Origin of the sequence: Caballeronia jiangsuensis (assembly GCF_046030135.1) — a bacterium.
GTDB lineage: Bacteria > Pseudomonadota > Gammaproteobacteria > Burkholderiales > Burkholderiaceae > Caballeronia > Caballeronia jiangsuensis.
The window spans coordinates 256,352-281,263 of record NZ_JAQQDB010000004.1 but is presented as its reverse complement, the minus strand read 5'-3'; the positions used below and the strand labels follow the sequence as shown (position 1 = coordinate 281,263).

At 63.4% G+C, this 24,912-nt stretch carries 23 protein-coding genes; 11 read left to right on the top strand and 12 right to left on the bottom strand.

The genetic code is table 11. The features are described 5' to 3' along the window. Nucleotides 1-171: 171 nt before the first annotated feature. Complete coding sequence (locus PQR08_RS06535) at nucleotides 172-672, bottom strand: dihydroneopterin aldolase (RefSeq protein WP_238294042.1); 501 nt, start codon at nucleotides 670-672, stop codon at nucleotides 172-174. A 350-nt stretch (nucleotides 673-1,022) separates the two neighbouring features. Here PQR08_RS06535 and PQR08_RS06530 point away from each other — a divergent pair, with 350 nt between their 5' ends. The 3 genes from PQR08_RS06530 to PQR08_RS06520 are packed head-to-tail and all read left to right on the top strand — an operon-like array spanning nucleotide 1,023 to nucleotide 5,046. Then, complete coding sequence (locus PQR08_RS06530) at nucleotides 1,023-3,071, top strand: sigma-54-dependent Fis family transcriptional regulator (protein ID WP_029672357.1); 2,049 nt, start codon at nucleotides 1,023-1,025, stop codon at nucleotides 3,069-3,071. Next, nucleotides 3,068-3,667 (top strand): flavoprotein, encoded by a 600-nt coding sequence (locus PQR08_RS06525; RefSeq protein WP_238217330.1) that lies wholly within the window; start codon nucleotides 3,068-3,070, stop codon nucleotides 3,665-3,667. Before PQR08_RS06530 ends, PQR08_RS06525 begins: the two co-directional genes overlap by 4 nt. Continuing rightward, nucleotides 3,646-5,046: a DUF6513 domain-containing protein gene (locus tag PQR08_RS06520; RefSeq protein WP_250485126.1), complete on the top strand. Its 1,401-nt coding sequence runs from the start codon at nucleotides 3,646-3,648 to the stop codon at nucleotides 5,044-5,046. The genes PQR08_RS06525 and PQR08_RS06520 overlap by 22 nt, the downstream gene beginning before the upstream one ends. Here PQR08_RS06520 and PQR08_RS06515 read toward each other — a convergent pair. Continuing rightward, nucleotides 5,043-5,591, bottom strand: a complete 549-nt coding sequence (locus tag PQR08_RS06515) for a thioredoxin family protein (RefSeq protein WP_250485127.1) — start codon at nucleotides 5,589-5,591, stop codon at nucleotides 5,043-5,045. The two genes, PQR08_RS06520 and PQR08_RS06515, sit on opposite strands and share 4 nt — an antisense overlap. A gap of 98 nt (nucleotides 5,592-5,689) precedes the next feature. Here PQR08_RS06515 and PQR08_RS06510 point away from each other — a divergent pair, with 98 nt between their 5' ends. Both PQR08_RS06510 and PQR08_RS06505 read left to right on the top strand, forming a co-directional pair. Next, nucleotides 5,690-5,992, top strand: coding sequence for a hypothetical protein (locus PQR08_RS06510; protein WP_250485128.1), 303 nt, complete (start codon nucleotides 5,690-5,692; stop codon nucleotides 5,990-5,992). Next, nucleotides 5,989-6,369 (top strand): type II toxin-antitoxin system VapC family toxin, encoded by a 381-nt coding sequence (locus PQR08_RS06505; RefSeq protein WP_309243938.1) that lies wholly within the window; start codon nucleotides 5,989-5,991, stop codon nucleotides 6,367-6,369. The genes PQR08_RS06510 and PQR08_RS06505 overlap by 4 nt, the downstream gene beginning before the upstream one ends. A 39-nt stretch (nucleotides 6,370-6,408) precedes the next feature. Here PQR08_RS06505 and fba read toward each other — a convergent pair whose 3' ends face one another. The 7 genes from fba to PQR08_RS06470 all read right to left on the bottom strand — a co-directional run bounded on the left by fba (nucleotide 6,409) and on the right by PQR08_RS06470 (nucleotide 15,102). Then, the gene (fba, locus tag PQR08_RS06500) at nucleotides 6,409-7,446 is read right to left on the bottom strand and encodes a class II fructose-bisphosphate aldolase (RefSeq protein ID WP_250485129.1); all 1,038 of its coding nucleotides are present in this window, start codon (nucleotides 7,444-7,446) and stop codon (nucleotides 6,409-6,411) included. A gap of 29 nt (nucleotides 7,447-7,475) precedes the next feature. Next, nucleotides 7,476-9,518: a transketolase gene (gene tkt / locus PQR08_RS06495; RefSeq protein ID WP_250485130.1), complete on the bottom strand. Its 2,043-nt coding sequence runs from the start codon at nucleotides 9,516-9,518 to the stop codon at nucleotides 7,476-7,478. A gap of 35 nt (nucleotides 9,519-9,553) precedes the next feature. Then, complete coding sequence (locus PQR08_RS06490) at nucleotides 9,554-10,426, bottom strand: phosphoribulokinase (protein WP_250485131.1); 873 nt, start codon at nucleotides 10,424-10,426, stop codon at nucleotides 9,554-9,556. A gap of 49 nt (nucleotides 10,427-10,475) precedes the next feature. Further along, nucleotides 10,476-11,570, bottom strand: coding sequence for a class 1 fructose-bisphosphatase (locus tag PQR08_RS06485; RefSeq protein ID WP_238217315.1), 1,095 nt, complete (start codon nucleotides 11,568-11,570; stop codon nucleotides 10,476-10,478). Nucleotides 11,571-11,585: 15 nt separating this feature from the next. Then, nucleotides 11,586-12,506 carry a CbbX protein gene (gene cbbX / locus PQR08_RS06480; protein ID WP_250485132.1) on the bottom strand — a complete coding sequence of 307 codons (921 nt, stop codon included), beginning with the start codon at nucleotides 12,504-12,506 and terminating at the stop codon, nucleotides 11,586-11,588. A 15-nt stretch (nucleotides 12,507-12,521) separates the two neighbouring features. After that, entirely contained in the window at nucleotides 12,522-12,938 is a 417-nt protein-coding gene (locus PQR08_RS06475) for a ribulose bisphosphate carboxylase small subunit (RefSeq protein WP_029672368.1), read from the bottom strand. Nucleotides 12,939-13,611: 673 nt separating this feature from the next. Beyond that, nucleotides 13,612-15,102: a form I ribulose bisphosphate carboxylase large subunit gene (locus tag PQR08_RS06470; protein WP_250485133.1), complete on the bottom strand. Its 1,491-nt coding sequence runs from the start codon at nucleotides 15,100-15,102 to the stop codon at nucleotides 13,612-13,614. A gap of 391 nt (nucleotides 15,103-15,493) precedes the next feature. Between PQR08_RS06470 and pqqA the strand changes: the two genes are divergently transcribed. The 3 genes from pqqA (at nucleotide 15,494) to PQR08_RS06455 (ending at nucleotide 16,945) form a co-directional block, all read left to right on the top strand. Further along, entirely contained in the window at nucleotides 15,494-15,568 is a 75-nt protein-coding gene (gene pqqA / locus PQR08_RS06465) for a pyrroloquinoline quinone precursor peptide PqqA (protein WP_008354335.1), read from the top strand. A gap of 81 nt (nucleotides 15,569-15,649) precedes the next feature. Further along, on the top strand, nucleotides 15,650-16,216 hold the full coding sequence (locus PQR08_RS06460; RefSeq protein WP_238294026.1) for a DUF447 domain-containing protein: 567 nt from the start codon (nucleotides 15,650-15,652) through the stop codon (nucleotides 16,214-16,216). Between the two features lie 36 nt (nucleotides 16,217-16,252). Further along, the gene (locus PQR08_RS06455) at nucleotides 16,253-16,945 is read left to right on the top strand and encodes a (5-formylfuran-3-yl)methyl phosphate synthase (RefSeq protein ID WP_250485134.1); all 693 of its coding nucleotides are present in this window, start codon (nucleotides 16,253-16,255) and stop codon (nucleotides 16,943-16,945) included. Nucleotides 16,946-17,586: 641 nt separating this feature from the next. Here the strand turns inward: PQR08_RS06455 and PQR08_RS06450 are convergent. The 3 genes from PQR08_RS06450 to PQR08_RS06440 all read right to left on the bottom strand — a co-directional run bounded on the left by PQR08_RS06450 (nucleotide 17,587) and on the right by PQR08_RS06440 (nucleotide 20,426). Further along, nucleotides 17,587-18,174: an amino acid kinase family protein gene (locus PQR08_RS06450; RefSeq protein ID WP_250485135.1), complete on the bottom strand. Its 588-nt coding sequence runs from the start codon at nucleotides 18,172-18,174 to the stop codon at nucleotides 17,587-17,589. Between the two features lie 84 nt (nucleotides 18,175-18,258). Beyond that, on the bottom strand, nucleotides 18,259-19,389 hold the full coding sequence (locus PQR08_RS06445; RefSeq protein WP_250485136.1) for a hydantoinase/oxoprolinase family protein: 1,131 nt from the start codon (nucleotides 19,387-19,389) through the stop codon (nucleotides 18,259-18,261). Then, nucleotides 19,386-20,426, bottom strand: coding sequence for an ATP-grasp domain-containing protein (locus PQR08_RS06440; protein WP_250485137.1), 1,041 nt, complete (start codon nucleotides 20,424-20,426; stop codon nucleotides 19,386-19,388). The genes PQR08_RS06445 and PQR08_RS06440 overlap by 4 nt, the downstream gene beginning before the upstream one ends. A 13-nt stretch (nucleotides 20,427-20,439) precedes the next feature. Here PQR08_RS06440 and PQR08_RS06435 point away from each other — a divergent pair, with 13 nt between their 5' ends. The 3 genes from PQR08_RS06435 (at nucleotide 20,440) to PQR08_RS06425 (ending at nucleotide 24,911) form a co-directional block, all read left to right on the top strand. After that, nucleotides 20,440-21,174, top strand: a complete 735-nt coding sequence (locus tag PQR08_RS06435; protein ID WP_250485138.1) for a HisA/HisF-related TIM barrel protein — start codon at nucleotides 20,440-20,442, stop codon at nucleotides 21,172-21,174. 783 nt (nucleotides 21,175-21,957) lie between these two features. Beyond that, nucleotides 21,958-23,220: a molybdopterin-binding domain-containing protein gene (locus PQR08_RS06430; protein WP_250485139.1), complete on the top strand. Its 1,263-nt coding sequence runs from the start codon at nucleotides 21,958-21,960 to the stop codon at nucleotides 23,218-23,220. Beyond that, complete coding sequence (locus PQR08_RS06425) at nucleotides 23,217-24,911, top strand: formylmethanofuran dehydrogenase subunit A (RefSeq protein ID WP_250485140.1); 1,695 nt, start codon at nucleotides 23,217-23,219, stop codon at nucleotides 24,909-24,911. The genes PQR08_RS06430 and PQR08_RS06425 overlap by 4 nt, the downstream gene beginning before the upstream one ends. Nucleotide 24,912: the final 1 nt, after the last annotated feature.

The window sequence follows — 24,912 nt, the reverse complement described above, 5'->3', positions numbered from 1 at the left end:
GGCGAGGGCCACCGGCCGTTGGCAAGCATGGCCAACGTGCGTGTGACCGCGGGCGGTGAGAAGCTGCTTTCTTTGGTTACTTTCTTTGCAGCAGCAAAGAAAGTGACCCCCGCCCCGGGGAGGGGCAGTGCTAATAGACCACCGCGAATACGGGACCTAGCGAAAAAAACCTCACCCCGGCACATACCCCCGCCCAATCCAGGCAAGACTAACGGGCCCACCACCCCCTCGACCATCCACAACCCGCCGCCTTTCGATCACAACCCCCACCGCCTCGACATCATCAAACTTCGCGGGCTTGGCAAGCTCGACCCGCACCCAATGCGCCCCAAAATCCGCGATGACCAGCTGCGCGATGCGCTCAGCCAGCGCCTCAAGCAACTGCAACCCATGCGACGCGAGCAGCGAAAGAATCGCCTCCCGCACTGCCGCATAATTCACCGTATCTTCGATCCGATCGGTCACGCAAGCGCGAATCGAAGGGACGCCAATCGCGAGACTAAGACGCACCGGCTGCGGATCATGCAGCTCGCTCGTGTCGATGCCGATAACGGTCTGCCCCGTGAGTCCCTCGATATACACGATATCCATCGCACCGCCAGCGCGCCCATCGGAAAGAGCAGGTTGCGGCGCAACATAAACAGCTTCGCGAATCGGTTCGAATCGGCCCATATGCTCATCGCCGCGCAAAGCGGCCCTTAAGAACCCCCGACGCCCATCGCCGAAGTCATCCGTAAGGTGCAAGCAAAAACCGGGCGAGTTCGCCCTACTCTATGCGACTACTTATTGAACCTACGCGTCTAAGGATGTAAAGTTTTTGAGAACCGGGCCGGATCGGGTCCCAGACAGCACCTGAACCATCCCGACCACCCGGCCACGAGGCGCGCCTGCGAGCGGAAATATCCGCGAAATCGAAACAGGCAGAGAAAGCCGCAGCGCCAGCGTAAAACACAACAGATTCGGCGCCGGACGGCCGCGCGACACGCGCGCACCGGAACGCGGCGCAACGGAGACTTGCCCCCATGTCGTCGCTTGCTGACGTAGACACGCATGTCCGGGAAGTGCTGAACATCGTCAATAATCCGCTGGCCGCACGCCGCGCCAGCGATTCGGTCGCGCAATCGTGGCTGCGGTGCCTCACGGAATTCAGGCTCGATCCGGGCCGCTTCGTCATGCCGCCCGTGCTCACGCAGCACGAGCTCAACGATCGCCGCGAAGCCGCGACCGATCTCATCGCGTGCTCGAAGCTGGAAATGACGACGTTGTATCAGCAGCTCGCCGACCCCGAACTCGCCGTCGTGCTCGTCGATGCCGACGGCGTCATCGTGCATCAGGTGTCGTCGGTGCCGTTCGGCGAAGCCGTCGCGGCCGATGGCCTGCGCGTCGGCGCGCTGTGGAGCGAGCGCGAAGCCGGCACCAACGGCATGGGCACTTGCCTCATCGAGCGCGATTGCATCGCCGTGTGCCAGCACGAGCACTTCTATCCGCGCTATACGTCGCTCACCTGCTCGGCCGCGCCGATCTTCGACGAGCGTGGCACCGTCGTCGGCGTGCTCGACGTGACGAGCCGCTCGAAGCTCCTGCAACAGCATTCGCTCGTGCTCGTCGGCATGTCGCGGCAGATGATCGAAAATCGTCTGATCGATGCGCGCTACCGGCACGCGAACATGATCCACTTCCACAGCCGTCCCGAGTTCGTCGGCACGCTGCACGCGGGCAAGCTCGCCGTCAGCGACGATGGCGTCGTGCTCGCCGCAAGCCGCAGCGCACTCTTCCAGCTCGATCTGCGCTCACCCGGCGAACTGTGCGGCAAGCGCATCGAGGAAGCGTTCAATGCATCGCTCGAAGACATGATCGCGCGCAGCATCCGCGGCTCGTTCCACCCCGTGACGGTCTATAGCGCGAAGGCCAACAGCCGCTTCTTCCTCACCGCGCAGACGCCGCGCGAAGGCGGCAGCGGCGCGACGCGCATCCTGATGAACGATCCCGTCTCGCGCGACCTGTCGGCGCCCGCCGCGCGCCCGAAAGCGCCGAAGAAGGACATGCGCGAGACCGCCACCGCCGGCCGTCTCGACAAGCTCGCGCATCTGGAATTCGGCGATCCGCGCATGGCCTCGCAGATCCAGCTCGCCGCGCGCGTGATCCAGCGCAAGATTCCGATCATCCTTCGCGGCCAGACGGGCACCGGCAAGGAAGTGTTCGCCAATGCGCTGCACAGCATCAGCCCGAACGGCACGGGTCCGTTCGTCGCGGTGAACTGCGCGTCGCTGCCGGAGAATCTGATCGAAAGCGAGTTGTTCGGTTATCGCGCGGGCGCATTCACCGGCGCGCAGCGCGAAGGACGGCGCGGCAAGATCGTGCAGGCGAACGGCGGCACGCTCTTTCTCGATGAAATCGGCGACATGCCGCTCACGTTGCAGGCGCGTCTGCTGCGCGTGCTCGAAGAGCACGAGGTCACGCCGCTCGGCGCGGAAACCATCGTGAAGGTGGATTTCCAGTTGATCAGCGCGAGCCACCGCAATCTCGTCGAACTCGTGCAGACGGGCATGTTCCGCGAGGACCTGTATTACCGGCTGAACGGGATCGAGATCAATCTGCCGCCGCTGCGCGAACGCGCCGATGCGCTCGCGCTCATCGCTCATATTCTCGAAACCGAATCCGACGATCCCCCCGCGCTCTCCGCCGAAGCGCGGCAGGCGCTGCTGTCGTATCCGTGGCCGGGCAACATCCGCCAGTTGCGGCATGTGCTGCAAATGGCGATCGCGCTCTGCGACGGCCCCGAGATCCGTTGCGCGCATCTGCCGGCGGAGATCGTGAACGGCGCCGCGCCGATCACGCAGACTACGGCGCGCGCACCGGTTGCGCCGGCGCCGCATCTGACCGAAGACGCCGATACATCGTCGCTCAACGCGATCCAGGTGAAGGAGCGCGAGACCGTGCTGCAATTGCTCGACGAGCATCGCTGGAACGTGAGCAATGTCGCGAAAGTGCTGGGCATCAGCCGCAATACGCTGTACCGGAAGATGCATCGTCTGCATATTCGACTGTCGCACGACACGCCCGACGCATGACGGAACCCACGCCCGCCCGCCGGCTCGACGAGTTCAAGCCCGACGCGCGCTTCGCGTGGTGCGTGACCGGCTCCGGCCATATGCTGGAGGAGTCGATCGCGCTCGCACGGCAACTGCCGGGCGTCGATCTGTTTCTTTCCGCTGCCGGCGAGGAAGTGCTGCCGCTCTACGGCTGGACGCTCGCCAAGCTGCGCGAGCACTTCAAGGTGTTTCGCGACAACAGCGCGAGCAGCGTGCCCGTCGGCATGATCTATCACGGCGAATATCACACGGTCGTGATCGCGCCCGCGACGAGCAATACCGTCGCCAAATGCGCGTTAGGCATCTCCGACACCTTGCCCACCAATCTCTATGCGCAAGCCGGCAAGCAATGCGTGCCGGGCATCGTATTCGCATGCGATACCGCGCCGAGCGTCATCACGCAGACCCCGCACGAATGGGTCGAAGTGAGGCCGCGCGCGATCGAGTTCGAGAACGTCGAGCGGCTCGCGCGCTTCGCGCATACCACCGTGGCCCGCTCGCTCGACGATCTCAGGGCCGCGCTCGATCAACGCCTGTCGGACCTGAAGCTCGCATGGAACACATCGTCTTCCTGACGGGGCGGCTCGCGCAGTTGAGCCTTCATCAGGTACTCGAAAGCATCGCGCCCGCCGCCGTCGGATCGCCCTTCACGTGGGAAGTCCGCGAGATCGGCCTGCAGGTCGCGGGACTGATGACCGCCGACATGATCCGTCGTCGCGTCGAAACGCCTTTGAGCGAACGCACCAGCCGCATGATCGTGCCCGGCCGATGCCGTGGCGATCTCGATGCCCTCACCGCCCATTACGGCGTGACGGTCGAGCGTGGCCCCGAGGAAGTGAAGGACTTGCCGCAGTTTTTCGGGCGCGAGGCGCGGCATATGGATCTGTCGCGCTACGAGACTGAAATCTTCGCGGAGATCGTCGATGCGCCGCGCCTCGATCTCGATGGCATCGCGGCGCGCGCGCGCGAATACAAGCGTCAGGGCGCGGATGTAATCGATGTCGGCTGCCTACCGGAGACAGCCTTCCCGCATCTAGAAGATGCGGTTGCGATGCTGAAGGAGCAGGGCTATCGCGTGAGCGTCGATTCGATGCGCGACGAAGAACTCGTGCGCGGCGGACGCGCGGGCGCGGACTACGTGATGAGCCTCAACGCCGACACGTTGTGGATCGCCGATGAAATCGCCTCGACGCCGATTCTGGTGCCGCGCGAACCCGCCGACGTCGCCTCGCTCGATGCCGCGATCGAAGCGATGACGAAGCGCGGCCGCCCCTTTCTCGCCGACCCGATTCTCGATCCGATTCCGTTCGGGCTCGCGGCGTCCATCGCGCGTTACGTGTCATTGCGCGAACGCTATCCCGATATGCCGATCATGATGGGCGTCGGCAACGTGACCGAGCTGACCGAGGCGGACACGAGCGGCATCAACGCGGTGCTGTTCGGCATGGCGGCCGAATTGCGCATCGCTGCCGTGTTGACGACTTCGGTGAGTCTGCATGCAAGGCGTGCCGTTCGCGAAGCCGATGTCGCGCGCCGCGTGATGCATGCCGCGCGCGAAACGCAGACGCTGCCCAAAGGCATTTCCGCCGATCTGTCGGCGCTGCATGCGAAGCGGCCATTTCCGTACGACGCCGACGAGATCGCCACCCTCGCCGCCGCGATACGCGATCCGAATTTTCGCGTGCAGGTATCGGCGGACGGCATTCATGTCTATAACCGCGATGGTCATCATGTCGCGATCGATCCGTTCGCGCTCTATCCCGAGCTCAAGGTCGAGAGCGATGGCGGTCATGCGTTCTATCTCGGCGTGCAGCTTGCGCGCGCGGAGATCGCCTGGCAGCTAGGCAAGCGCTTCGATCAGGATCAGCCGCTCGATTGGGGATGCGAAGTCGATCGGCCGGATGAGGATCTGATGGCGTGGCATGCGCCCGGCAGCACCAAAAAGAAGAGCTAGGGCTTCCATTTGATCGAGCATCCGAGCGCCGGGTATTGGGCTTCGGGCGCTTCTCCGTTTGCGGCTATCGCGCGCATCGCTTCGAACAGATCGCGACGCGCGTCGGGCAAGGCTTCCTTGCGCGATGCGTCGATCCGGCCGCGATATCTCAAACGCAGATCGCGGTCGAAGCCGAAGCATTCCGGCGTGCAGACCGCGCCGTAGGCTCTTGCGACCTCCTGCGTTTCATCGTGCAGATAAGGGAACGGCAGGTTCCATGCTTTCGTGAGCGCGACCATGCGATCGAATGCGTCGTCGGTGTAGACGGTCGCGTCGTTCGAGTTGATGCCCGCCACATTGACGCCGATGTCCTTCAGCGCCCGCGCATCGCGAATCAGATTCGGCATCGCGGCCTTCACGTAAGGGCAGTGATTGCACATGAACACGATGACGAGACCGTTCGCGCCCTTCAGCGAGTCGGGCGTGTAAGTCTGGCCGTCGGTCGCGGGCAGCGTGAATGCGGAGGCTGTCGCGCCGAGTTCCGCGGTCGGAGATTCTGTGGGCATGAGATAGCTCCCAAATTGCTGGGTTGGCCGTTCGGCATATTGGCGGGTTGGTCGGACTCGGATAGCATGGGATCTCTTGTTAGTTATCCGGAGTAATCGTGTACATTTTCAGTATTGAAGAGGCGCAGAAGGACTTGCAGAAGCTCCTCGACCTCGTGGCGGACGGAAAGGATGTGGCTATCGGTGGCGAGCGTCCGGTGCTGTTGCTCAAGGTACGGTCGGTCAAGAATTTCGATAACGACCAACCTGAAGCCACCGGTTCGATCATCGTGTTCGATCCCGAAGACGAGAGCGTCTTCGAGGACGAATCCTTCAAGCCTTTGCCCGATGACATCATCGACCAAATGTACAACGGTCCAATTTTCCCGGAGGAAGCCAACGTCATTCACGAGAGCCGATGATGCGTGTACTGCTCGATTCTCACGTCTACATCTGGCGTGTGTCGAAAGATCGGCGACTACCCGCTCGTATTCGCAAGTCGATAGATGAGGCGGAGCAGGTGTACGTCAGCACGGCCACCATCTGGGAGCTGTCGATCAAGGCGGCGCGCGGCAAGCTGGACCCGCGCGCCGCACGAACCATCGACGAGCTTGGAGCGCAACCGTTCATCGTGCTTCCTGTTCAACTCAAACATGCTCTCGCGGTGCGGGACATGCCTGACCTGCATCGCGATCCGTTCGATCGTCTGTTAGTCGCGCAGGCGCGAACGGAAGTGCTCAGATTTCTGACAGTCGACAGTGAACTTTCCGAATACCTTGACGCCACGATCCCCGCCTGACCCAGCGCCGCCCGTCCCAAACCAACGAGCGGCGCTCCCTCAGTGATATCGCTTCGCCATCGCCTCCAGCGCCATCGGCCTGATCCGATCAGCATGCCCCGCACACCCGAACGCCTCGAAGCGCTCGATACACAAGTCCCGCGCCGCCGCCGTCGCCGCTTTCAACGCATGCCGCGGATCGAATTCCGACTTCGCCGACGCCATCGCCCTGCGCATCGCGCCGGTCATCGCGAGGCGGATATCCGTGTCGATGTTCACCTTCCTCACGCCGTTTGCGATGCCGCGCCGAATTTCCTCCACCGGCACGCCGAATGTCGCCGGAATTTCGCCGCCGTGCTCGCGAATGATCGCAAGCCATTCCTGCGGCACCGAAGAAGACCCGTGCATCACGAGATGCGTGTCCGGAATGCGCGCGTGAATCTCGGCGATGCGATCGATCGCGAGGATATCGCCAGTCGGCTGGCGGCTGAACTTGTACGCGCCATGCGAAGTGCCGATGGCGATCGCGAGCGCATCGATGCCCGTCGCCTCGACGAACGCGCGCGCTTCGTCGGGGTCGGTCAGCAATCGATCGTGACTCAACGCACCTTCCCCGCCGACGCCATCTTCCTCGCCCGCGCGCCCCGTCTCCAGCGATCCGAGACAGCCCAGCTCGCCTTCCACCGACACGCCCACGGAATGCGCCGCCTCCACGACGCGCCGGCTCACCTCCACGTTGTACTCGTATTCGGCGGGCGTCTTCTGATCCGGCATGAGCGAGCCGTCCATCATCACCGACGTGAAGCCCGAGCGTATCGCCTGCTGGCAAACAGACGGGCTCGCGCCGTGATCCTGATGCAGAACCACCGGAATATCCGGATGCGCCTCGACGGCCGCGAGCACCAGATGCCGCAGATACGGCTCGCCCGCATATTTGCGCGCGCCCGCCGACGCCTGCAGGATCACCGGGCTCTTCGTCGCCTCGGCTGCCTGCATGATCGCGTGCACCTGCTCCATGTTGTTGACGTTGAACGCAGGCACGCCGTAAGCGTGCTCCGCCGCGTGATCCAGCAACTGCCTCAATGCGATGAAAGCCATCGTGATGTCTCCATGCAGGGTGCGAAAATTCAGGCCGCCACGCGGCGCGCTTCATCGACGAGCGCCGCGGTCGTCACGCCGAAGTGCGCGAACAATTCGCTCGCGGGCGCGGATTCGCCGAAGCGATCGATGCCGATCACGCCGCCATCCAATCCGACGTACTGCCGCCAGAAGGCCGTGACGCCCGCCTCGATGGCGACGCGCGGCACGCCTTCGGGCATCACGCGTTCACGCCACACGTTGCACTGGCGATCGAACACGGTCGTCGATGGCATCGACACGACGCGCGCGAGAATGCCCTCTTCCTTCAGCGGCTCAACGGCCGCGAGCGCGAGCGCCACTTCCGAGCCGGTCGCAATCAGCACGACACGGCGCGCATCGCGTTCGCATGTCGATGGCCAGTCGAGAAGCACGTAGCCGCCGCGCTCGATGCCATCGATCTGCGCTTCATCGCGCGGCACGAAAGGCAGATTCTGGCGCGACAGCAGCAGGCACGAAGGCCGGTCGCGCTCCACCGCGCTCACCCATGCCTGCATCGTTTCGACGGTATCGCAGGGACGCCAAACGTCGAGGCCCGGAATCATGCGCAGGCTCGCGGCATGCTCGATCGGCTGATGCGTCGGGCCGTCTTCGCCGAGGCCGATCGAATCGTGCGTAAAAACGAAAACCACGCGCGCTTTCATGAGCGCGGCCATACGCAACGCGTTGCGCGAGTAGTCGGAAAACGTGAGGAAGGTTCCGCCGAACGGCAGATAGCCGCGATGCAGCGCGACGCCGTTCAGCACCGCGCTCATGCCGAACTCGCGCACGCCGAAGTGGATGTAGTTGCCCTTCTCCGGCGCTGCGCTCACATCCACTGCATCCTTCCAGCGCGTGAGATTCGATCCGGTCAGATCCGCCGAGCCGCCCAGCAGTTCGGGCAACGCGCGCGACAAGCCTTCGATTGCGAGTTGCGATGCCTTGCGCGTCGCCACCGTCTGCCGCGCGCGATCCGCATCGCGCACGAGCACATGCGCCATGTCGCGCCAGTTCGCGGGCAGCGCGCCGCGCACGCGACGCTCGAACTCGGCGGCCTCATCCGGAAACACACGGCGATACGCGTCCATGCGGCGATTCCAAGCTTCCTGCGCCGTCGCGCCCGCCTCGCGGGCGTCCCAAAGCGCGCGAACCGATGACGGAATCTCGAAGGGCGCATGCGTCCAGTCGAGCGCGCGGCGCGTCGCTTCGACTTCGTCGGCGGGAAGCGGCGCGCCATGCACGTCGTGCGTGCCGGCCATGTTGGGCGCGCCCAGGCCGATCACCGTCTTGCAGCAGATCAGGGTCGGACGATCCGACTCGCGCGCTTCCTGCAACGCACGCGACACGTCTTCGACATCGTGGCCATCGACCGCGCGCACGACGTGCCAGCCGTACGATTCGAAGCGCTTCGGGGTATCGTCGGTGAACCAGCCGTCGACATGGCCATCGATCGAAATGCCGTTGTCGTCATAGAGCACGGTGAGCTTGCCGAGCCGCAACGTGCCCGCGAGCGACGCCGCTTCATGCGACACGCCTTCCATCAGACAGCCATCGCCCACGAAAACATACGTGCGATGATCGACGATCTCATGTCCCGGCCGATTGAATTCGCGCGCGAGCAAGGCCTCGGCGAGAGCCATGCCGACCGCATTCGTCAATCCCTGACCGAGCGGCCCGGTCGTCGTTTCGACGCCGGGCGTCACGCCCACTTCCGGATGCCCCGGCGTCTTGCTGCCCATCTGGCGAAAGCGCCTGATCTCGTCGATGGACAAGTCATAGCCGCTCAGATGCAAGAGCGCATAGAGCAGCATCGAACCATGACCGTTCGACAGCACGAAGCGGTCGCGATCCGGCCAGTCCGGATCGGCGGGATTGTGCTTCAGATGACGCCCCCACAGCGCGACCGCGATCTCCGCCATGCCCATCGGCATGCCGGGATGACCGGAGTTCGCCTGGCTGACGGCATCGACGGCGAGCATGCGCAGCGCGTTCGCCATCTGTCGCGTATCGGGTGAGCGGTGAAGTCTGGGCAAAGCCTCAGCGACGGCATTCATGAGATGCCTCCTTTGATACAAGATGAGAAATCTTTCTAGGCGCGCGCGCGTCGGTCGCGCAGTTGCAGAATCATCGGCGTGAAGATGAGCTGCATCGCGAGACCCATCTTGCCGCCGGGCACGACGATCACATTCGGCCGCGACATGAACGAGTCGTGCAGCATCGTCAGCAGATAGGGAAAGTCGATGCCCTTCGGCTTCGCGAAGCGGATCACGACGAAACTCTCGTCAGGCTGCGGAATCTCGCGCGCGGTGAACGGGTTCGACGTATCCACGGTCGGCACGCGCTGAAAATTCACATGCGTGCGCGAGAACTGCGGACAGATGTAGTTCACGTAATCGGGCATGCGGCGCAGGATCGTATCGACTACGGCCTCGTGCGAATAGCCGCGCATCGTCTGATCGCGATGCAGCTTCTGAATCCATTCGAGATTGATGATCGGCACGACGCCGACGAGCAGATCCGCATGGCGCGCGATATCGACCTTGTCGGTCACGGCGCCGCCGTGCAGGCCCTCGTAGAACATCATGTCGGTGCCGGGCGTAACGTCCTCCCACGGCGTGAAGGTGCCCGCGTCCTGTTGGTACTGCGCGCCTTCGCCTTCATCGTGCACGTAGTGGCGAAACTGTCCGCCGCCCGTGCGGCCGTAGGTATCGAACAAGGATTCGAGTTCTTCGAGCAGATTCGCTTCCGGCCCGAAGTGGCTGAAATTGACGCGGCCGTCGCGCTCGCTCTGCTTCATCGCCTCGCGCATGCCGAGACGATCGTAACGATGAAACGCATCGCCTTCGACGATCTGCGCATTGATTTTTTCGCGCCTGAAGATATGCGTGAAGCTCTTCATGACGGTGGTCGTGCCGGCGCCGCTGGACCCGGTCACCGCGACGATCGGATGTTTGACTGACATGCGCTGCCTCCCTGGTATTCATGTAATGAGCGCTGTTTCAGATGCGTTTCTACGCTTCCGTCTCCGGCAGGAACAGCGAGCGTTCCTTGAACAACGGCGACGTGAACGGCTTGTCCTCGCCGCGATCGTATTCGCCGTGATAGCGCTGAATGCGCTCGACTTCATTGCGCGAGCCGAGAATCACCGGCACGCGTTGATGCAGAGCCTCGGGTTCGACATCGAGAATGCGCTCGCGTCCCGTGATCGACAGCCCGCCCGCCTGCTCTACGATGAAGCTCATCGGGCTCGCTTCGTAGAGCAGACGCAGGCGTCCTTCCATCTCCGGCGTCTTGAAGTCGCGCGGATACATGAACACGCCGCCGCGCATGAGGATGCGATGCACTTCCGCGACCATCGAAGCGATCCATCGCATGTTGAAGTCCTGCGCGCGGCAACCCGTGCGGCCATCCTTGCATTCCTGCACGTAACGGCGCACGGGCGGCTCCCAGAAGCGCTCGTTCGATGCGTTGATCGCGAACTCGCACGAATCCTCGGGAATGCGGATATCGGAATGCGTGAGCACGAAATTGCCGACATCGCGTTCCAGCGTGAAGCCGTGCGTGCCGTTGCCGACGGAGAGCACGAGCATCGTCGATGGTCCGTAGATCGCATAGCCCGCCGCGACCTGTTCGCGTCCGGGGCGCAGAAACGATGCGTCATCCGGCGGGCCGCTTTCGTCGCCGACGCGTCTCAGCACAGAGAAGATCGAGCCGACCACGCCGTTGATGTCGATGTTCGATGAGCCATCGAGCGGATCGAACGCGAGCAGATACTCGCCGCGCGGATACGGCTCGGGAATCGCATAGACGCGCTCCATCTCTTCCGACACCATGCCCGCGAGCAGACCGTCCCATTCGCAATGTTGCAGGAAGATATCGTTGGTCACGAGGTCGAGCTTCTTCTGTTCCTCGCCATGCGTGTTGACCGATTGCGCCGAGCCGTGCTGTCCGCCCAGCGCGCCGCGCGTCAATGCGGCCGCGATCGTCTTGATCGATGCGGCCACGTCGATGAGAAGCGCGGACAGGCCGCTCGCGGCTTCCGGACCGGGCTTACGGTCCAGCGTGTCGATCAGGAACTTCGATAAGGTCGTGCGTCCATCCTGCATCGCGCTCTCCTTTCTTCATCGTGAATCGGTGAACACACGGCTCGCGCGGATATCGCTTGCGTCGAGTTGCATCAATGCATCGGCGTCGGCGATGGCGCTGCCGTTTTCGGCGGCGGCGAACAGACGATTCGCCTGACGCAGACGCGCGCGATCCAGCGCATTGCGCACCGAGCGCGCATTGGCGAAGTTCGGCTGTCTGATGCGGTGCGCGAGATACGCTTCGAAGGCGCGGCGCGCGTCTTCGTCGAAGCGGTAGTGCATGTCGGTCAGCATGTGCTCGGCGATCTGCAGGAGCTCGTCGGGCGCATAGTCCGGAAACACGAGGTGATGCGCGATGCGCGAACGGAAGCCCGGATTGCTGTGAAAGAACGTCTCCATGCGCGACTCGTATCCCGCGAGAATCACGACGAGATCGTCGCGCTGGTTCTCCATCGTCTGCAGCAGTATTTCAATGGCTTCCTGCCCGTAGTCGCGCTCGTTCTCCGGGCGATACAGGTAGTAGGCCTCGTCGATGAAGAGCACGCCGCCCATCGCACGCTTGAGCACTTCGCGCGTTTTGGGCGCGGTATGGCCGATGTACTGGCCGACCAGATCGTCGCGCGTCACCGAAACGAGATGATTGCGCCGGATATAGCCGAGCCGATGCAGCACCTGCGCCATGCGCAGCGCGACCGTGGTTTTGCCGGTGCCGGGATTGCCCGAGAAGCACATGTGCAGCGTGGGCGGACCCGACGCGATACCGAGCGTCTTGCGTGCGCGCTCGACGAGCAGATGCGCGGCGATCTCGCGGATACGCGTCTTGACCGGCGCGAGGCCGATGAGATCGCGATCCAGTTCCGCCAGCACTTCGCCGATGCGCGATTCGCGGTAGAGCGCCATCAGGTCGGCTGTGGTTTGAAGCGGCGCTTCCTCTTCGAGCGTGGCTGCGGCGCTCATGATGTCTTCTCCTCATCAATAGCGCTCGCCGCTCGGGCGATCGGTTGCGTAGGTGCGGATTGCGTAGCGCTGGACGCGGTTTTTGTCGTCTTGGCGTTCGAGGCGGAAGCCTCGTTCTTGCTCGGGGCGGTTCACCATGAACGACAGGCGCATCGTTTCGAAGCCACGCACCGAGTCGAAGGCGTTCACTTTTATGTAGTGGTTCGGATACGTCTTGCGGCATTCGTTCACCTCCATCAGGACGCCAGCGGCATCGCGGAGGTCGAACATCGGTAAGCCCCACATTTCCCAATACGTGTTGCGGGGATGGGGATCGTCGGTGTATTCCACTGAGCATGACCAGCCCTGGTCTAGGGCGTAATTTATTTGCTTCGAGATTTCCTCGTCCGTAAGCGGGGGCAGGAAGGAGAATGTTCCTTGGGTTATGTTCATTTCGATATCCTTAGGGTTTGGTTTTGCGTTTGCGTTTGTAGAATCCTGATTTCGTGTCGGTCTATTAGTACTGCCCCTCCCCGGGGCGGGGGTCACTTTCTTTGCTGCTGCAAAGAAAGTAACCAAAGAAACAGCTATCCCCAGCCTAAGCACTTCATACCGGCCGCGGCACAGGCGATTGGCCTAATGGCCCGGCAGTAGCGAGTGCCCCCGCAAGCAGACAAGGGCTTGGACCGCGCACGGTCCGACAAATCGCACCACACAAGAAACTGGTTCAGCACGAAATAGCTCCAGCCCGCTTCGCGGCCGACCGGTCAATCGGGTTTGCGCGCGCTTCTTTGCTAATGCCTCTCCTATAGATGGTTTCCCTTGCAAACCCCACGGCAGCGCGTAGCGCTGTGCCGAAGCTATTTGGTGCTGAACCAGCGCGCTAAAACTTCTAGCTCGTCAGACCGTGCGCGAGCCAAGCCCGGTAAGTCCTTCGAGGGCGACACTTAGGCGAGTGTCACCGTGGGCTGGCAAGCATGGCCAAACTGCGTGTGACCGCGGGCTTAAACGAGCTGCTTTCTTTGGTTACTTTCTTTGCAGCAGCAAAGAAAGTGACTGCCGCCCCGCATAGGGGCAGTGCTAATAGACCGACACGAATACGGGATCCTGCGAAGAAAAAAACCCCTTACACCGCCGTAGCAGTAACAGCAAAATCCGGCGTATCCGTCGAAGCATAGTTAAAGGTCACATCGCGCCAAATATCGAGCGCCTGCTTCAACGGTGTACACCCCCGCGCAGCGGCTTCAAGTATCTCCGGTCCTTCATTAGCAATATCGCGCCCTTCATTCCGCGCCTTCACCATCGCTTCGAGCGCAACGCGATTGGCCGTCGCACCGGCCTGAATACCTTGCGGATGCCCGATCGTGCCGCCGCCGAATTGCAGAATGCAGTCATCGCCAAAGAGATCGAGCAGTTGATGCATCTGTCCTGCGTGAATGCCCCCCGATGCCACCGGCATCACCTTGCGCAAACCCGCCCACGGCTGATCGAAGAAAATGCCGCGCGACAGATCCGGCTCGTTGCGCGCGTCGCGGCATACGTTGTAATAGCCCTGCACCGACAACGGATCGCCTTCCAGCTTGCCGACCGCTGTGCCCGCATGCGCATGATCCACGCCGGCCATGCGCAGCCACTTCGCGATCACGCGGAACGAAATGCCGTGATTGCGCTGCCGCGTGTACGTGCCATGCCCCGCCCGATGCAGATGCAGGATCATGTCATTGCGACGCGCCCATTTCGACATCGACTGAATCGCGGTCCAGCCGATCACCAGATCGATCATCACGATGCACGAGCCCAGTTCCTTGGCGAATTCGGCGCGCTCGTACATGTCTTCCATCGTGCCGGCCGTCACATTCAGGTAATGGCCCTTCACTTCACCGGTTTCGGCCTGCGCGCGATTCACGGCTTCGATCGCAAAGAGATAGCGGTCGCGCCAGTGCATGAAGGCCTGCGAGTTGATGTTCTCGTCGTCCTTCAGGAAGTCGAGACCGCCTTTCAGTCCTTCATACACGACACGTCCATAGTTCTTGCCGGATAAGCCGAGCTTCGGCTTCACGGTCGCGCCGAGCAGCGGCCGCCCATACTTGTCGAGCCGCTCACGCTCGACGATGATGCCCGTCGGCGGACCCTGGAATGTCTTCAGATACGCAACCGGAATGCGCATGTCCTCCAGACGCAGCGCCTTCAGCGGCTTGAAGCCGAACACATTGCCGATGATGGACGCCGTCAGGTTCGCAACCGACCCTTCCTCGAAGAGATCGAGCTCGTAGGCGATGTACGCGAAGTATTGCGGCTCGTCGGCGCGTGCGTTCGGCACGGGTTCGACGCGATACGCCTTCGCGCGATACATGTCGCACGCGGTGAGGCGATCGGTCCACACGACGGTCCACGTCGCCGTCGACGATTCCCCCGCGACGGCGGCGGCCGCTTCCTCCGGCTCGACGCCCGCTTGCGGCGTGATGCGAAAGAGCGCGATCACGTCCGTCTCCTTCGGCGTGTAGTCGGGCTGCCAGTAGCCCATCTCGCGATACTTCATGACGCCGGCCGCATAGCGCGAGCGCGGATCGGACGGATTGCGCGCCGCCTCGACGGCGGCCTTGCTGAAGTCGTTCATTCCGTTTCCTCGACAGTGAGATGAGAGTGACGTGCGCCCCGATATCTGAAGCGACCGTCGCGCTTGTGTTGCCCGCTGTGATTCCAGACTACGCACTGACCGAGAGGAAAGGAATTCACGAATAACTTGCCGGACCATAAGCGATGCCTTAGTCGGGATTAGCCCTGATGCGTTTGTGGCGGCGCGAGTGGGACACTTTGTTCTGATTTCGTCACAGTCGGCGCTCACGATGAGCGAGCCGCGTTCTTCGGCATCCGCTTCATGCCATTGGCATGACGCTTGCATCGTCGAAGTGCCGGCTCCCTCCCGGCCGCCTGGCGGATTCGTCCGCATCGGCAAATCATTGAAGCGGTAACCGAGGCATCAACCCAACTCACATGGAGGAACGCGCATGCAATGGACCACGCCAAGCTTCACCGATATGCGTTTTGGTTTTGAAATCACGATGTATATCGCCACCCGCTAAACGCGGATCAAACCCGCACGAAGCCGCGCCGAAGCGTTTCGCGGTCATTTCGTGCGGCTTCGAAGACTTTCGCCGACCATCATGATTTACGAGACCATCGTCACGACCGCGGATCGCGATGGCCGGCCCCACATCGCGCCGATGGGCGTGCGTTTCGAGGACGGTTTCGCGATCCTCGCGCCATTCCGACCATCGACGACGCTCGACAACGTCATCGCGACGCAGAGCGCCGTCATCAACTTCACGACGGACGTGCGTGTGTTCGCGGGCTGCGTGACGGGCTACGCGCGCGACTGGCCGACGCTCGCCGCGGACACGGTGCCGAGCGTGCGGCTCGCATCCACGCTTGCGCATACCGAGCTGCGTCTCGCTGAACTTGTCGACGACGAAACGCGTCCGACGCTGCGCATGGCATGCGTGCATCGCGCGACACACGCGCCGTTTGCGGGCTTCAATCGCGCGCAGGCCGCTGTCGTCGAAGGCGCGATTCTGGTGAGCCGGCTCTTCATGCTGCCATCGGAGAAAGTGGACAGCGAGATTGCATATCTGAAGATCGCGATCGACAAGACCGCTGGCGATGTCGAGCGTGAAGCATGGCAATGGCTCTTGCGGGCAATCGAGGCGCATCGCGCCAAAGCGCTCACCTGAAGCGTCTTCCGTGGCATTTCCATTGGAGTTTTGACGATGACCGCACTGCTCGCGAGCGTCCGCTCGGCCGACGAAGCATTCGATGCCGCCGACGCCGGCGCGGAACTGATCGACCTGAAGGAGCCGGACGCGGGCGCGCTGGGCGGCGTGGTGATCGGCGATATTGCGCTTATCGTGCGGGCGTTGCGTGCGCGCTATGCGGTGCGGCCGATCAGCGCGACGATCGGCGACTTGCCCAACGATGCGCTCGACGAGATGACCGCGCGTGTGCTCGATGTCGCGGCGGCGGGTGTCGATTATGTGAAGGTCGGGGTGACGCCCGGTGTTGGTGCTTCCGCCTGCTTGCGGCATCTGGCGAGCTTGCCGGCGGCGGTGGTGCCGGTGTTGCTGTCCGATGATGGCGTGGATCGTGAGCTGGCCGCGCTGGCGGTTCAATTGGGCTTTGTCGGCATCGTGTTCGATACGGCGAGCAAGAACGGACGGACGTTGTTCGATTGCGTCGATGTGGACGTGCTTGCTTCATGCATCGTCGATGCGCGCGCTCGCGGGACGATGATTGCGGTTGCTGGTTCTCTTGGCTGGGACGATCTCGACAGGATTCGCAGGCTCGCGCCGGATATTGCCGGGTTTCGCGGGGCGCTGTGTGATGAGCGTCATGGGAGGGGGGGGCGGCTTGATCCCAGCCGCGTGGGGATGTGGGTTCGGGCTTTGCATGGTTTTGGGGGTTAGTTGGGGTGGGTTGCTTAAGGTTGTTGCCGGATCCCGTATTCGTGTCGGTTTATTAGCACTGCCCCTGTGCGGGGCGGCACCTACTTTCTTTGCTGCTGCAAAGAAAGTAGGCAAAGAAAGCAGCTCGTCACAGCCCGCGGTCACACGCACGTTGACCATGCTTGCCAGCCGCAGGCGGCACTCGCCTAAGTGTCGCCCTCGAAGGACATACCGGGCTTGGATCGCGCACGGTCTGACGCGTCGCACCACAGAACAAATTGGTTCAGCACCAAATAGCTCCGGCCCGCTTCGCGGCCGACCGGTCAATTGGGTTCGCGTGCGCTTCTTTTTCGACGGTTTCCCTCGCATACCCAACGGCAGCGCGCAGCGCTGTGCCGAAGCTATTTGGTGCTGAACCAGCGCGCTATAACTTATAGTGCGTCAGACCGTGTGCGATCCAAGCCCGATTGGGCCTGTGAGGGCGACACTTAGGCGAGGGCCATTGCGGGCTGGCAAGCATGGCCAAACTGCGTGTGACCGCGGGCTTAAGCGAGCTGCTTTCTTTGGTTACTTTCTTTGCAGCAGCAAAGAAAGTGACTGCCGCCCCGCACAGGGGCAGTGCTAATAAACCAATAAGAAATCGGGATCCGGCGACAAAAACCTCAAACCGCCACATTCAACAACCGATCCCGCATAACCGCCGCATCACCCTTACTAAAAATCTCGACAATATAATTCGCATCCCGCACATAAGCAGGAAACCGCCGATCCACGATGCCTTTCGCGGCGAGCGACTCCAACGGCGCATCCGCATCAACCTCACACGACTTCACGATCATCAGCCGCTCGGCATTGAGCAACGTCGAAAGCCACGCGGCAAGACTGTCCGAAGTGGTATCCCAGTTGGTCATCGAATCGGGCGTCGCGCGCATCAGATCCGTCGGTACCCACACCGCGACGCGCCCATCTCGCAATGCCCGCCGAATGCGATCCTCGTTCGACGCCAGCACGAGCTCCGGCACCACGCCCTGCATCAGTATCGCGTACTGCGCCATCGCGAGCAGGCACATGTTGTGGGCGGCGAGATCGTCGAACTGCCATTCGTGCTGATACTGCCGCACCGCGTCCGCAAAATCGCCGCCGCCCGGCACGATCACGACGCGCCCTCCGCCCACTTCCCAGAGCCGCGTCAGCCACTCGCGCAGCGCCGGGTCGTGGCTGAGGCTACCCCCGATCTTCACCACCCACATGTTCCTGTCCTCGTTCGATGATGCCGCCGGGCCACGCACCCGGTTTCGATACGCCGTCTTCGCTACGCTATATTTCGCACGCTATCACGCCGCGCGCGGCGATGCATCGTCGCGGGGACGGGCTTCGTTGCCTGCCGCGCCCTTCGCCGCCATCGACGCCAGCAGCGCGACCGCCACGCTCGGCGCGCACGTCGATACCCACTCGGCACGCGTCGCGTCGTCATCCGCGACGCCCGCGAGCCGCGCGAAATCGATATAACCGCGCGCCTCCTGCCGCGCCAGCGACGCCGCCAGAAAGCGCCCGCAGCCCGCGCCGACGATCGGCGCAGCGGCCAGCGCCGCATCCCGCGCGATCACGCGCGCGAGATTCGTCTCCAGCGCGCGCAACTGCTCGTGCCGCCAGCTCTGCGCAAAGCGCCGCCATTCGGCATCGCTCGCATCGGCGGCGTCGCGGCCGATCATCCGCGCGATACGCGCCCGGCTCGCGGCCTCCGTCTTCGGCCCGTTGTCGGCGCTCGGATGCTGGTCGTGCTCGGGCCACAACTCGCCCGTCAGTCGATACACATCGGCCGTCGTCGCGAACCATTCGTTCATCACGCCGGTCGTCTCGCCGCGAAACGCGATGCGATGCGCCACCCCGCACAACGGCGTGCGCACGATGCCCTGATAGACCAGTTCGCCGCTGATGAGCCGCTCGGCGTCGTTCGCGCCGCTCGCCACGACACGGCCGCCGACGATCGGGATGATGTCCGTCGTCGTGCTGCCGATATCGATGAGCACCGCGTCCGGCACGCACGTCGCGACCCATTGCGCGGTTGCGAGCCAGTTCGCCGACGCGACCTTGCGCCAGCCGTCCGCGCACGCCGAGCGCGCGAGCCAGCCGCCATCGCCGGCGAAGAACATCGTGCGCGGGCCGAGCCGCTGGGCGAGCGTGCGCGTCAACGTGCGCACGCCCTCGGCGCGGTCGGCGAAGAGATCGACCATTTCGCCCGTCATCGTGACGGCGTGACGCGCGGACGCATCGGCGGCGGCGGGCCAGCGCTCGAACATCGCGTCGATCACGCGTTCCAGATGCGGAATGCCCTGCCACAGCGGACACGCCCATTGCGCGACATCGGCGAGTACGCCCGCGCGCGTCGCCATCGACACCTTGACGTGCGCGCCGCCCACGTCCCAGCCGAACACCGGCGCATCCGCTGAAGTCGATGCCGTCATGACGCCGCTCCGCCGCACGCGCGCAGCAAACCGGCGTCGCCGTCGAAACCGGGCACGCGATGCGCCGCGAGCAGTTCCGCCGCGAGATTCCTGCCGCCGCGCCGGCTCAACTCGGCATACGCGACCGTCAGACGCGGATTCACTTCGATCACGACCGGCCCGCGTTCCGGATGCCACACGACATCGATGCCCACGAAGCCGCGCAAACCCGGAAACGCTTCGGCGACGCGCAACGCGAGCCGTTCGAGCGCGCGCCCTTGCGGACCGTGCCGGTCGATGCGATCGACATCGACGCCATCGAACTGCACGATGCGCGCGCGCCGTTCCGATCCCGCCGCATCCGACAAACCGATACGCTGACGATTGATGCTCACGAGCCGCGACAGCCGTTCGCGGCAAATCAGCGAAAGACTCAGCGGCTCGCCGTCGATCCATTCCTGCAACACGGGATTGCGGCCGGCTTCCGCGCGCGCCGCGTATTCGTTGCGCGCGGCTGAGAGGTCGTCGTAGACGTAGGTGTCGAGGCCACCCGCGCCGTCGTCGGGCTTGACGACCCAGCGCCGCCCGATTCCGGCGGACGCGTTCTCGGGTTCGAGCGCGGGCGTCGCCGGAATGCTGCGCGCGGCGAGACACGCGGCCGTCGCGCTCTTGCTCGATGCCGCTCGGATCGCTTCCTTCGCGCAGCCGAGCCAGCGCGCCTGGCCGACGGCGTCGTACAGCTTGAGGAGCAGGCCGTCGCACTCGGGCGCGACGATGCAGGCATAGTCGTGCTCGCGCGCCACGCGGGCGACGAAGCGTATGACCGGCTCGCCGGGCTGCGCGCGCACGTAGCCTTGTGCGTCGTCGAACTGCTCGAAGCGCGAACTGGCGACGGTCACTTCGATGCCCGGCAGCGCGCGCAGATCGGCGGCGATGGCATCGCGCATCACGCGGCCCTCGACGATCAGCGCGGAGAGGTCGGCGAGGCTGCCTGCGCCCGCCGCGTCCGGATCGATGCCGCCGCCGGTGAGATACTCGAATACAAAGATCTTGGTCAAAGGAAAGCCATCCATGCAGGTGATACCCGTTCTCGATCTGCTCGACGGCCACGCGGTGCGCGCAGTGCGCGGCGAGCGTTCGCGTTATCGGCCGATCCAGTCCTCGTTGTGCGCCACGAGCGATCCGGTTGCGATCGCTCGTGCGCTCGTCGCCGCCACCGGCGCGCGCACGTTGTACGTCGCCGATCTGGGCGCGATCCTGCAGCGCGGCGCGCACGACCATGCGCTCGCCGCGATTTGCGATGCCCTCGGCGAGGGCTTTCGCATCTGGCTCGACGCGGGCTTCACCGCATTCGCGCCGATGCGTGCGCTCGTCGAACGTATCGCGCGGCTGACTCGGTCCGTATCGCCCGCCGCGATCGTGCCCGTGTTCGGCACCGAGACGCTGCTCGACATCGGCGCGATCGCGGAAGCATCGGCTTGCGGTTTCGAGCCTATCCTTTCGCTCGACTATCGCGGCGGGCTCGCGCTCGGTTCACTCCATGCCGAGAGTTCGTGGTGGCCGTCGCGTGTGATCGTGATGACGCTCGATCACGTCGGTGCTTATGCCGGGCCCGATCTCGATACCTTCGCTTCCGTGCGGGCGCTCGCCGGTGCGCGCGAGCTCATCGGCGCAGGCGGTATCCGCAATGACGATGATCTCGCTCGGGCCGATGACAGCGGCGCACATGCGTGGCTCGTGGCCTCCGCGATTCACGATGGCACCGTGGGTCGGCGCGATGTGCATCGCCGAGCTTTCGACCTCTGAACTCAATATCTGTGCCAAGGGGGGTGGGCTTTGATTGCGCTTGTAATCCTTTGGCAAGCACGTGTTGCATTCAGTGATGCATAGGTGACAGTGTGTTGCATTGCGGAGCAGTTTTTTTTTGGTTTTTTTGGTTTCTCGCCGGATCCCGGTTTCGTGTTGGTCTATTGGCGTTGCCCTATGCGGGGCGGCAGTCACTTTCTTTGCTGCTGCAAAGAAAGTAACCAAAGAAACAGCTATCCCCAGCCTAAGCACTTCATGCCGGCCGCGGCACAGGCGATTGGCCTAATGGCCCGGCTGTAGCGAGTGCCCTCGTAGGTCTCGCGGGGCTTGGACCGCGCACGGTCTGCGCCACCAAATGTTTTGCCTCACTGGTTCAGCACCAAATAGCTCCGGCCCGCTACGCGGCCGATGGGTCAATCGGGTGTGCGCGCGCTCCTTCTTCGAAGGTGTCCCTCGCATACCCAACGGCAGCGCGTAGCGCTGTGCCGAAGCTATTTGGTGCTGAACCAGCGCGCTGAAACCTCTCGGGCGGCAGACCGTGCGCGATCCAAGCCCGGTTAGTCCTTCGAGGGCGACACTTAGGCGAGTGCCACCGCGGGCTGGCAAGCATGGCCAACGTGCGTGTGACCGCGGGCGGTGAGAAGCTGCTTTCTTTGGTTACTTTCTTTGCAGCAGCAAAGAAAGTGACCCCCGCCCCGGGGAGGGGCAGTGCTAATAAACCACCGCGAAAACGGGACCCAGCGAAAACCAAAAACGGCATAGACCTTGCTTAGAAGCACGACCATGCCCGAGTCCTCAACAACACCGAACCCACAGGCCACAGCAAGAAAACCCTGGACCTGTCCGTTCTGCCCCATGCTATGCGACGACATCACGCTCGCACCAACCGACGATCGACGGCTCGCAGCACCGTCCACCGCATGCCCGCGGCTCGCAGCATCCCTTGCAAGCTACAGTCCGCAGGATGCAAACCGCAAACCCGCGATCGACGGGCAAGACACCGACCTCGCGTCGGCGCTCTCTCATGCCACAGCGATCCTGTCGAACGCACATCGGCCGCTCTTCGGCGGCCTCACAACCGACGTGGCCGGCGCCCGCGCGCTCTATGAACTCGCCGCGCATTGCGGCGCGATCCTCGATCACCTTCACGGCGACACGCTCGCCGACAGCAACCGCGCGCTGCAAGATCGCGGTTCCTTCTTCACGACGCTCTCCGAAGTGCGCTCACGCGCCGATCTCGTCATCGTGTTCGCGTGCGAGCCCTCGCGGCGCTATCCGCGCTTCTATGAACGCGCCATCCGCGATGACCGCGACGTAAGTGTCGTATTCGTCGGATGTGACATCGATAAAGCAGCAAACGCGCGCGCCGAATCGATCACGCCGACCACCGACCCCTTCGATACGCTCGCGCTCTGGTCCGCGCACGTCGAAGGCGGCCGCCCGATTCCAGTCGCGGAACTCGTCGCACTCACAGAGCGCATCACAAAAGCGCAATACACCGCGTTCATCTACGAGCCTGCGATGCTGCCGACCAGACACGCGGCGCTCGCGATCGAGGCGCTGCAACGCATCGTGAAAGCGATCAACCGCACCGCGCGCGCAGGCGCACTCGCGCTGACCGGCGACGACGGCGCCGCATCCGTCAATCAGACGATCGCATGGCTCTCGGGCTTCCCGTCGCGCACGCGCGTCGCATACGGCCTGCCGCTCGATCACGACGCGCATCGCTATCGCACCGAAACGCTCCTGAGCCGCGGCGAAATCGATGCGCTGCTCTGGGTATCGAGCTTCGCGCCCGAGCCGCTGCCCGCATCGCTCGACGACGACGTACCCGCCATCATCCTCGGCCATCCTTCGACGCAACTGCCCGCGCGCAAAGGCCCGACCGTGTTCATTCCGGTCGCGACGCCCGGTATCGACAGCGGCGGGCATCTGTTTCGCGTGGATACATCCGTGGTCGCGCAGCTCTCCGCCGCACGCGATGTCGACCTGCCGACGGTCGCCGCGATCGCCTCGCAACTCGCGCAGGCACGGAGGCCGTCATGAGCCTCGCGCGTCTCAAGGGCGGCACGCTCTACGATCCGGCGAACGGCGTGAACGGCGAGAAGCGCGACATCTATATCCGCGATGGACGCATCGTCGATCACGCGCAAGGAGAAAGCATCGAACACGATTTCGATGCAAACGGCATGATCGTGATGGCAGGCGGCATCGACCTGCATTCGCATATCGGCGGTGGCAAGACGAATCTGTCGCGCCTGCTGCTGCCCGAAGATCATCGCGACGATCCGCGCGCCGTGCCCGATCGCCCGAACGAAGGCCGCTACATGCGTCTGCCTTCGTGCGGCGTGTGCGCGCCGGGTACGCTCGCCGCAGGCTATCGATATGCGGAAATGGGCTACACGGCCGCGTTCGAGCCGGCGATGATCGCGTCGAACGCGCGGCACGCGCATCTGGAAATGGGCGACACGCCGATCATCGATCACGGCGCCTACGTGATGATGGGCAACGACGAGCTCTTTCTCCAGATGCTCGCCGCGAACGAAGACTTCGAACGTCTGCGCGATTACGTCGGCTGGACGATCGATTCGGGCAAGGCGCTCGGCGTGAAGGTCGTGAATCCCGGCGGCATCTCGGCGTTCAAGTTCAATCAGCGCTCGCTCGATGTCGATGAAAAGCACGTGCACTACGGCATCACGCCGCGCGATGTATTGAAGACGCTCACGCGCGCACTCACCGATCTGCGCGTGCCGCATCCGCTGCATGTTCACGCAAGCAATCTCGGCGTGCCGGGCAACATTGAATCGACGATCCGGACGATGGACGCAGCCGATGGCCTGCCCATTCATCTGACGCATATCCAGTTTCATAGCTACGGGACCGAAGGCCCGCGCAAGTTCTCGTCGGGCGCGCGGGCCATCGCCGAAGCGGTGAACGCGCGGCCCAATGTGACGATCGATGTCGGCCAGATCATCTTCGGTCAGACTGTCACGGCATCCGGCGACACGATGATGCAGTTCAAGAACGCACCGATGGCCCGCCCGCGCAAATGGGTGCTCGGCGATATCGAATGCGATGCGGGCTGCGGCGTCGTGCCGTTCAAGTATCGCGAACAGAGCTTCGTGAACGCGCTGCAATGGATCATCGGGCTGGAAATCTTTCTGCTGGTCGACGATCCGTGGCGCGTGTCGATGACCACCGATCATCCGAACGGCGCGCCCTTCACGAGCTATCCGCACCTGATCCGCTTGCTGATGGACAAGTCCTTTCGCGACGAGCAACTCGACAAGCTCAACGCCGATGCGAAGACCGCGAGCGCGCTCGGCGAAATCACGCGCGAATTCTCGTTCTACGACATCGCGATCATCACGCGCGCCGGTCCCGCGAAACTGCTCGGTTTGAAGGATCGCGGCCATCTCGGCGCGGGCGCTGCGGCGGATATCGCCGTGTATCGCGATGATGCGGACCGCGAGCGCATGTTCACATCACCCGCATACGTGTTCAAGGACGGCGAGCTGATCGCGCGCGACGGCACGCTGCTCGCCACGCCCACCGGCGGCATTCATTACGTGAGCCCCGAGTACGATCGCGCGATCGAAAAGCGCGTGCGCGAGTATGCAGAGGCGAATCTGGCGACGCGCTTCGAAAATATCGCGATCGGCGACGACGAAATCTGCGCGTGCTGCAACGGCGGGCGGCTCTTGCCCGTCGCGTGCTTCGCGGCGAGCGGGAGTTGAC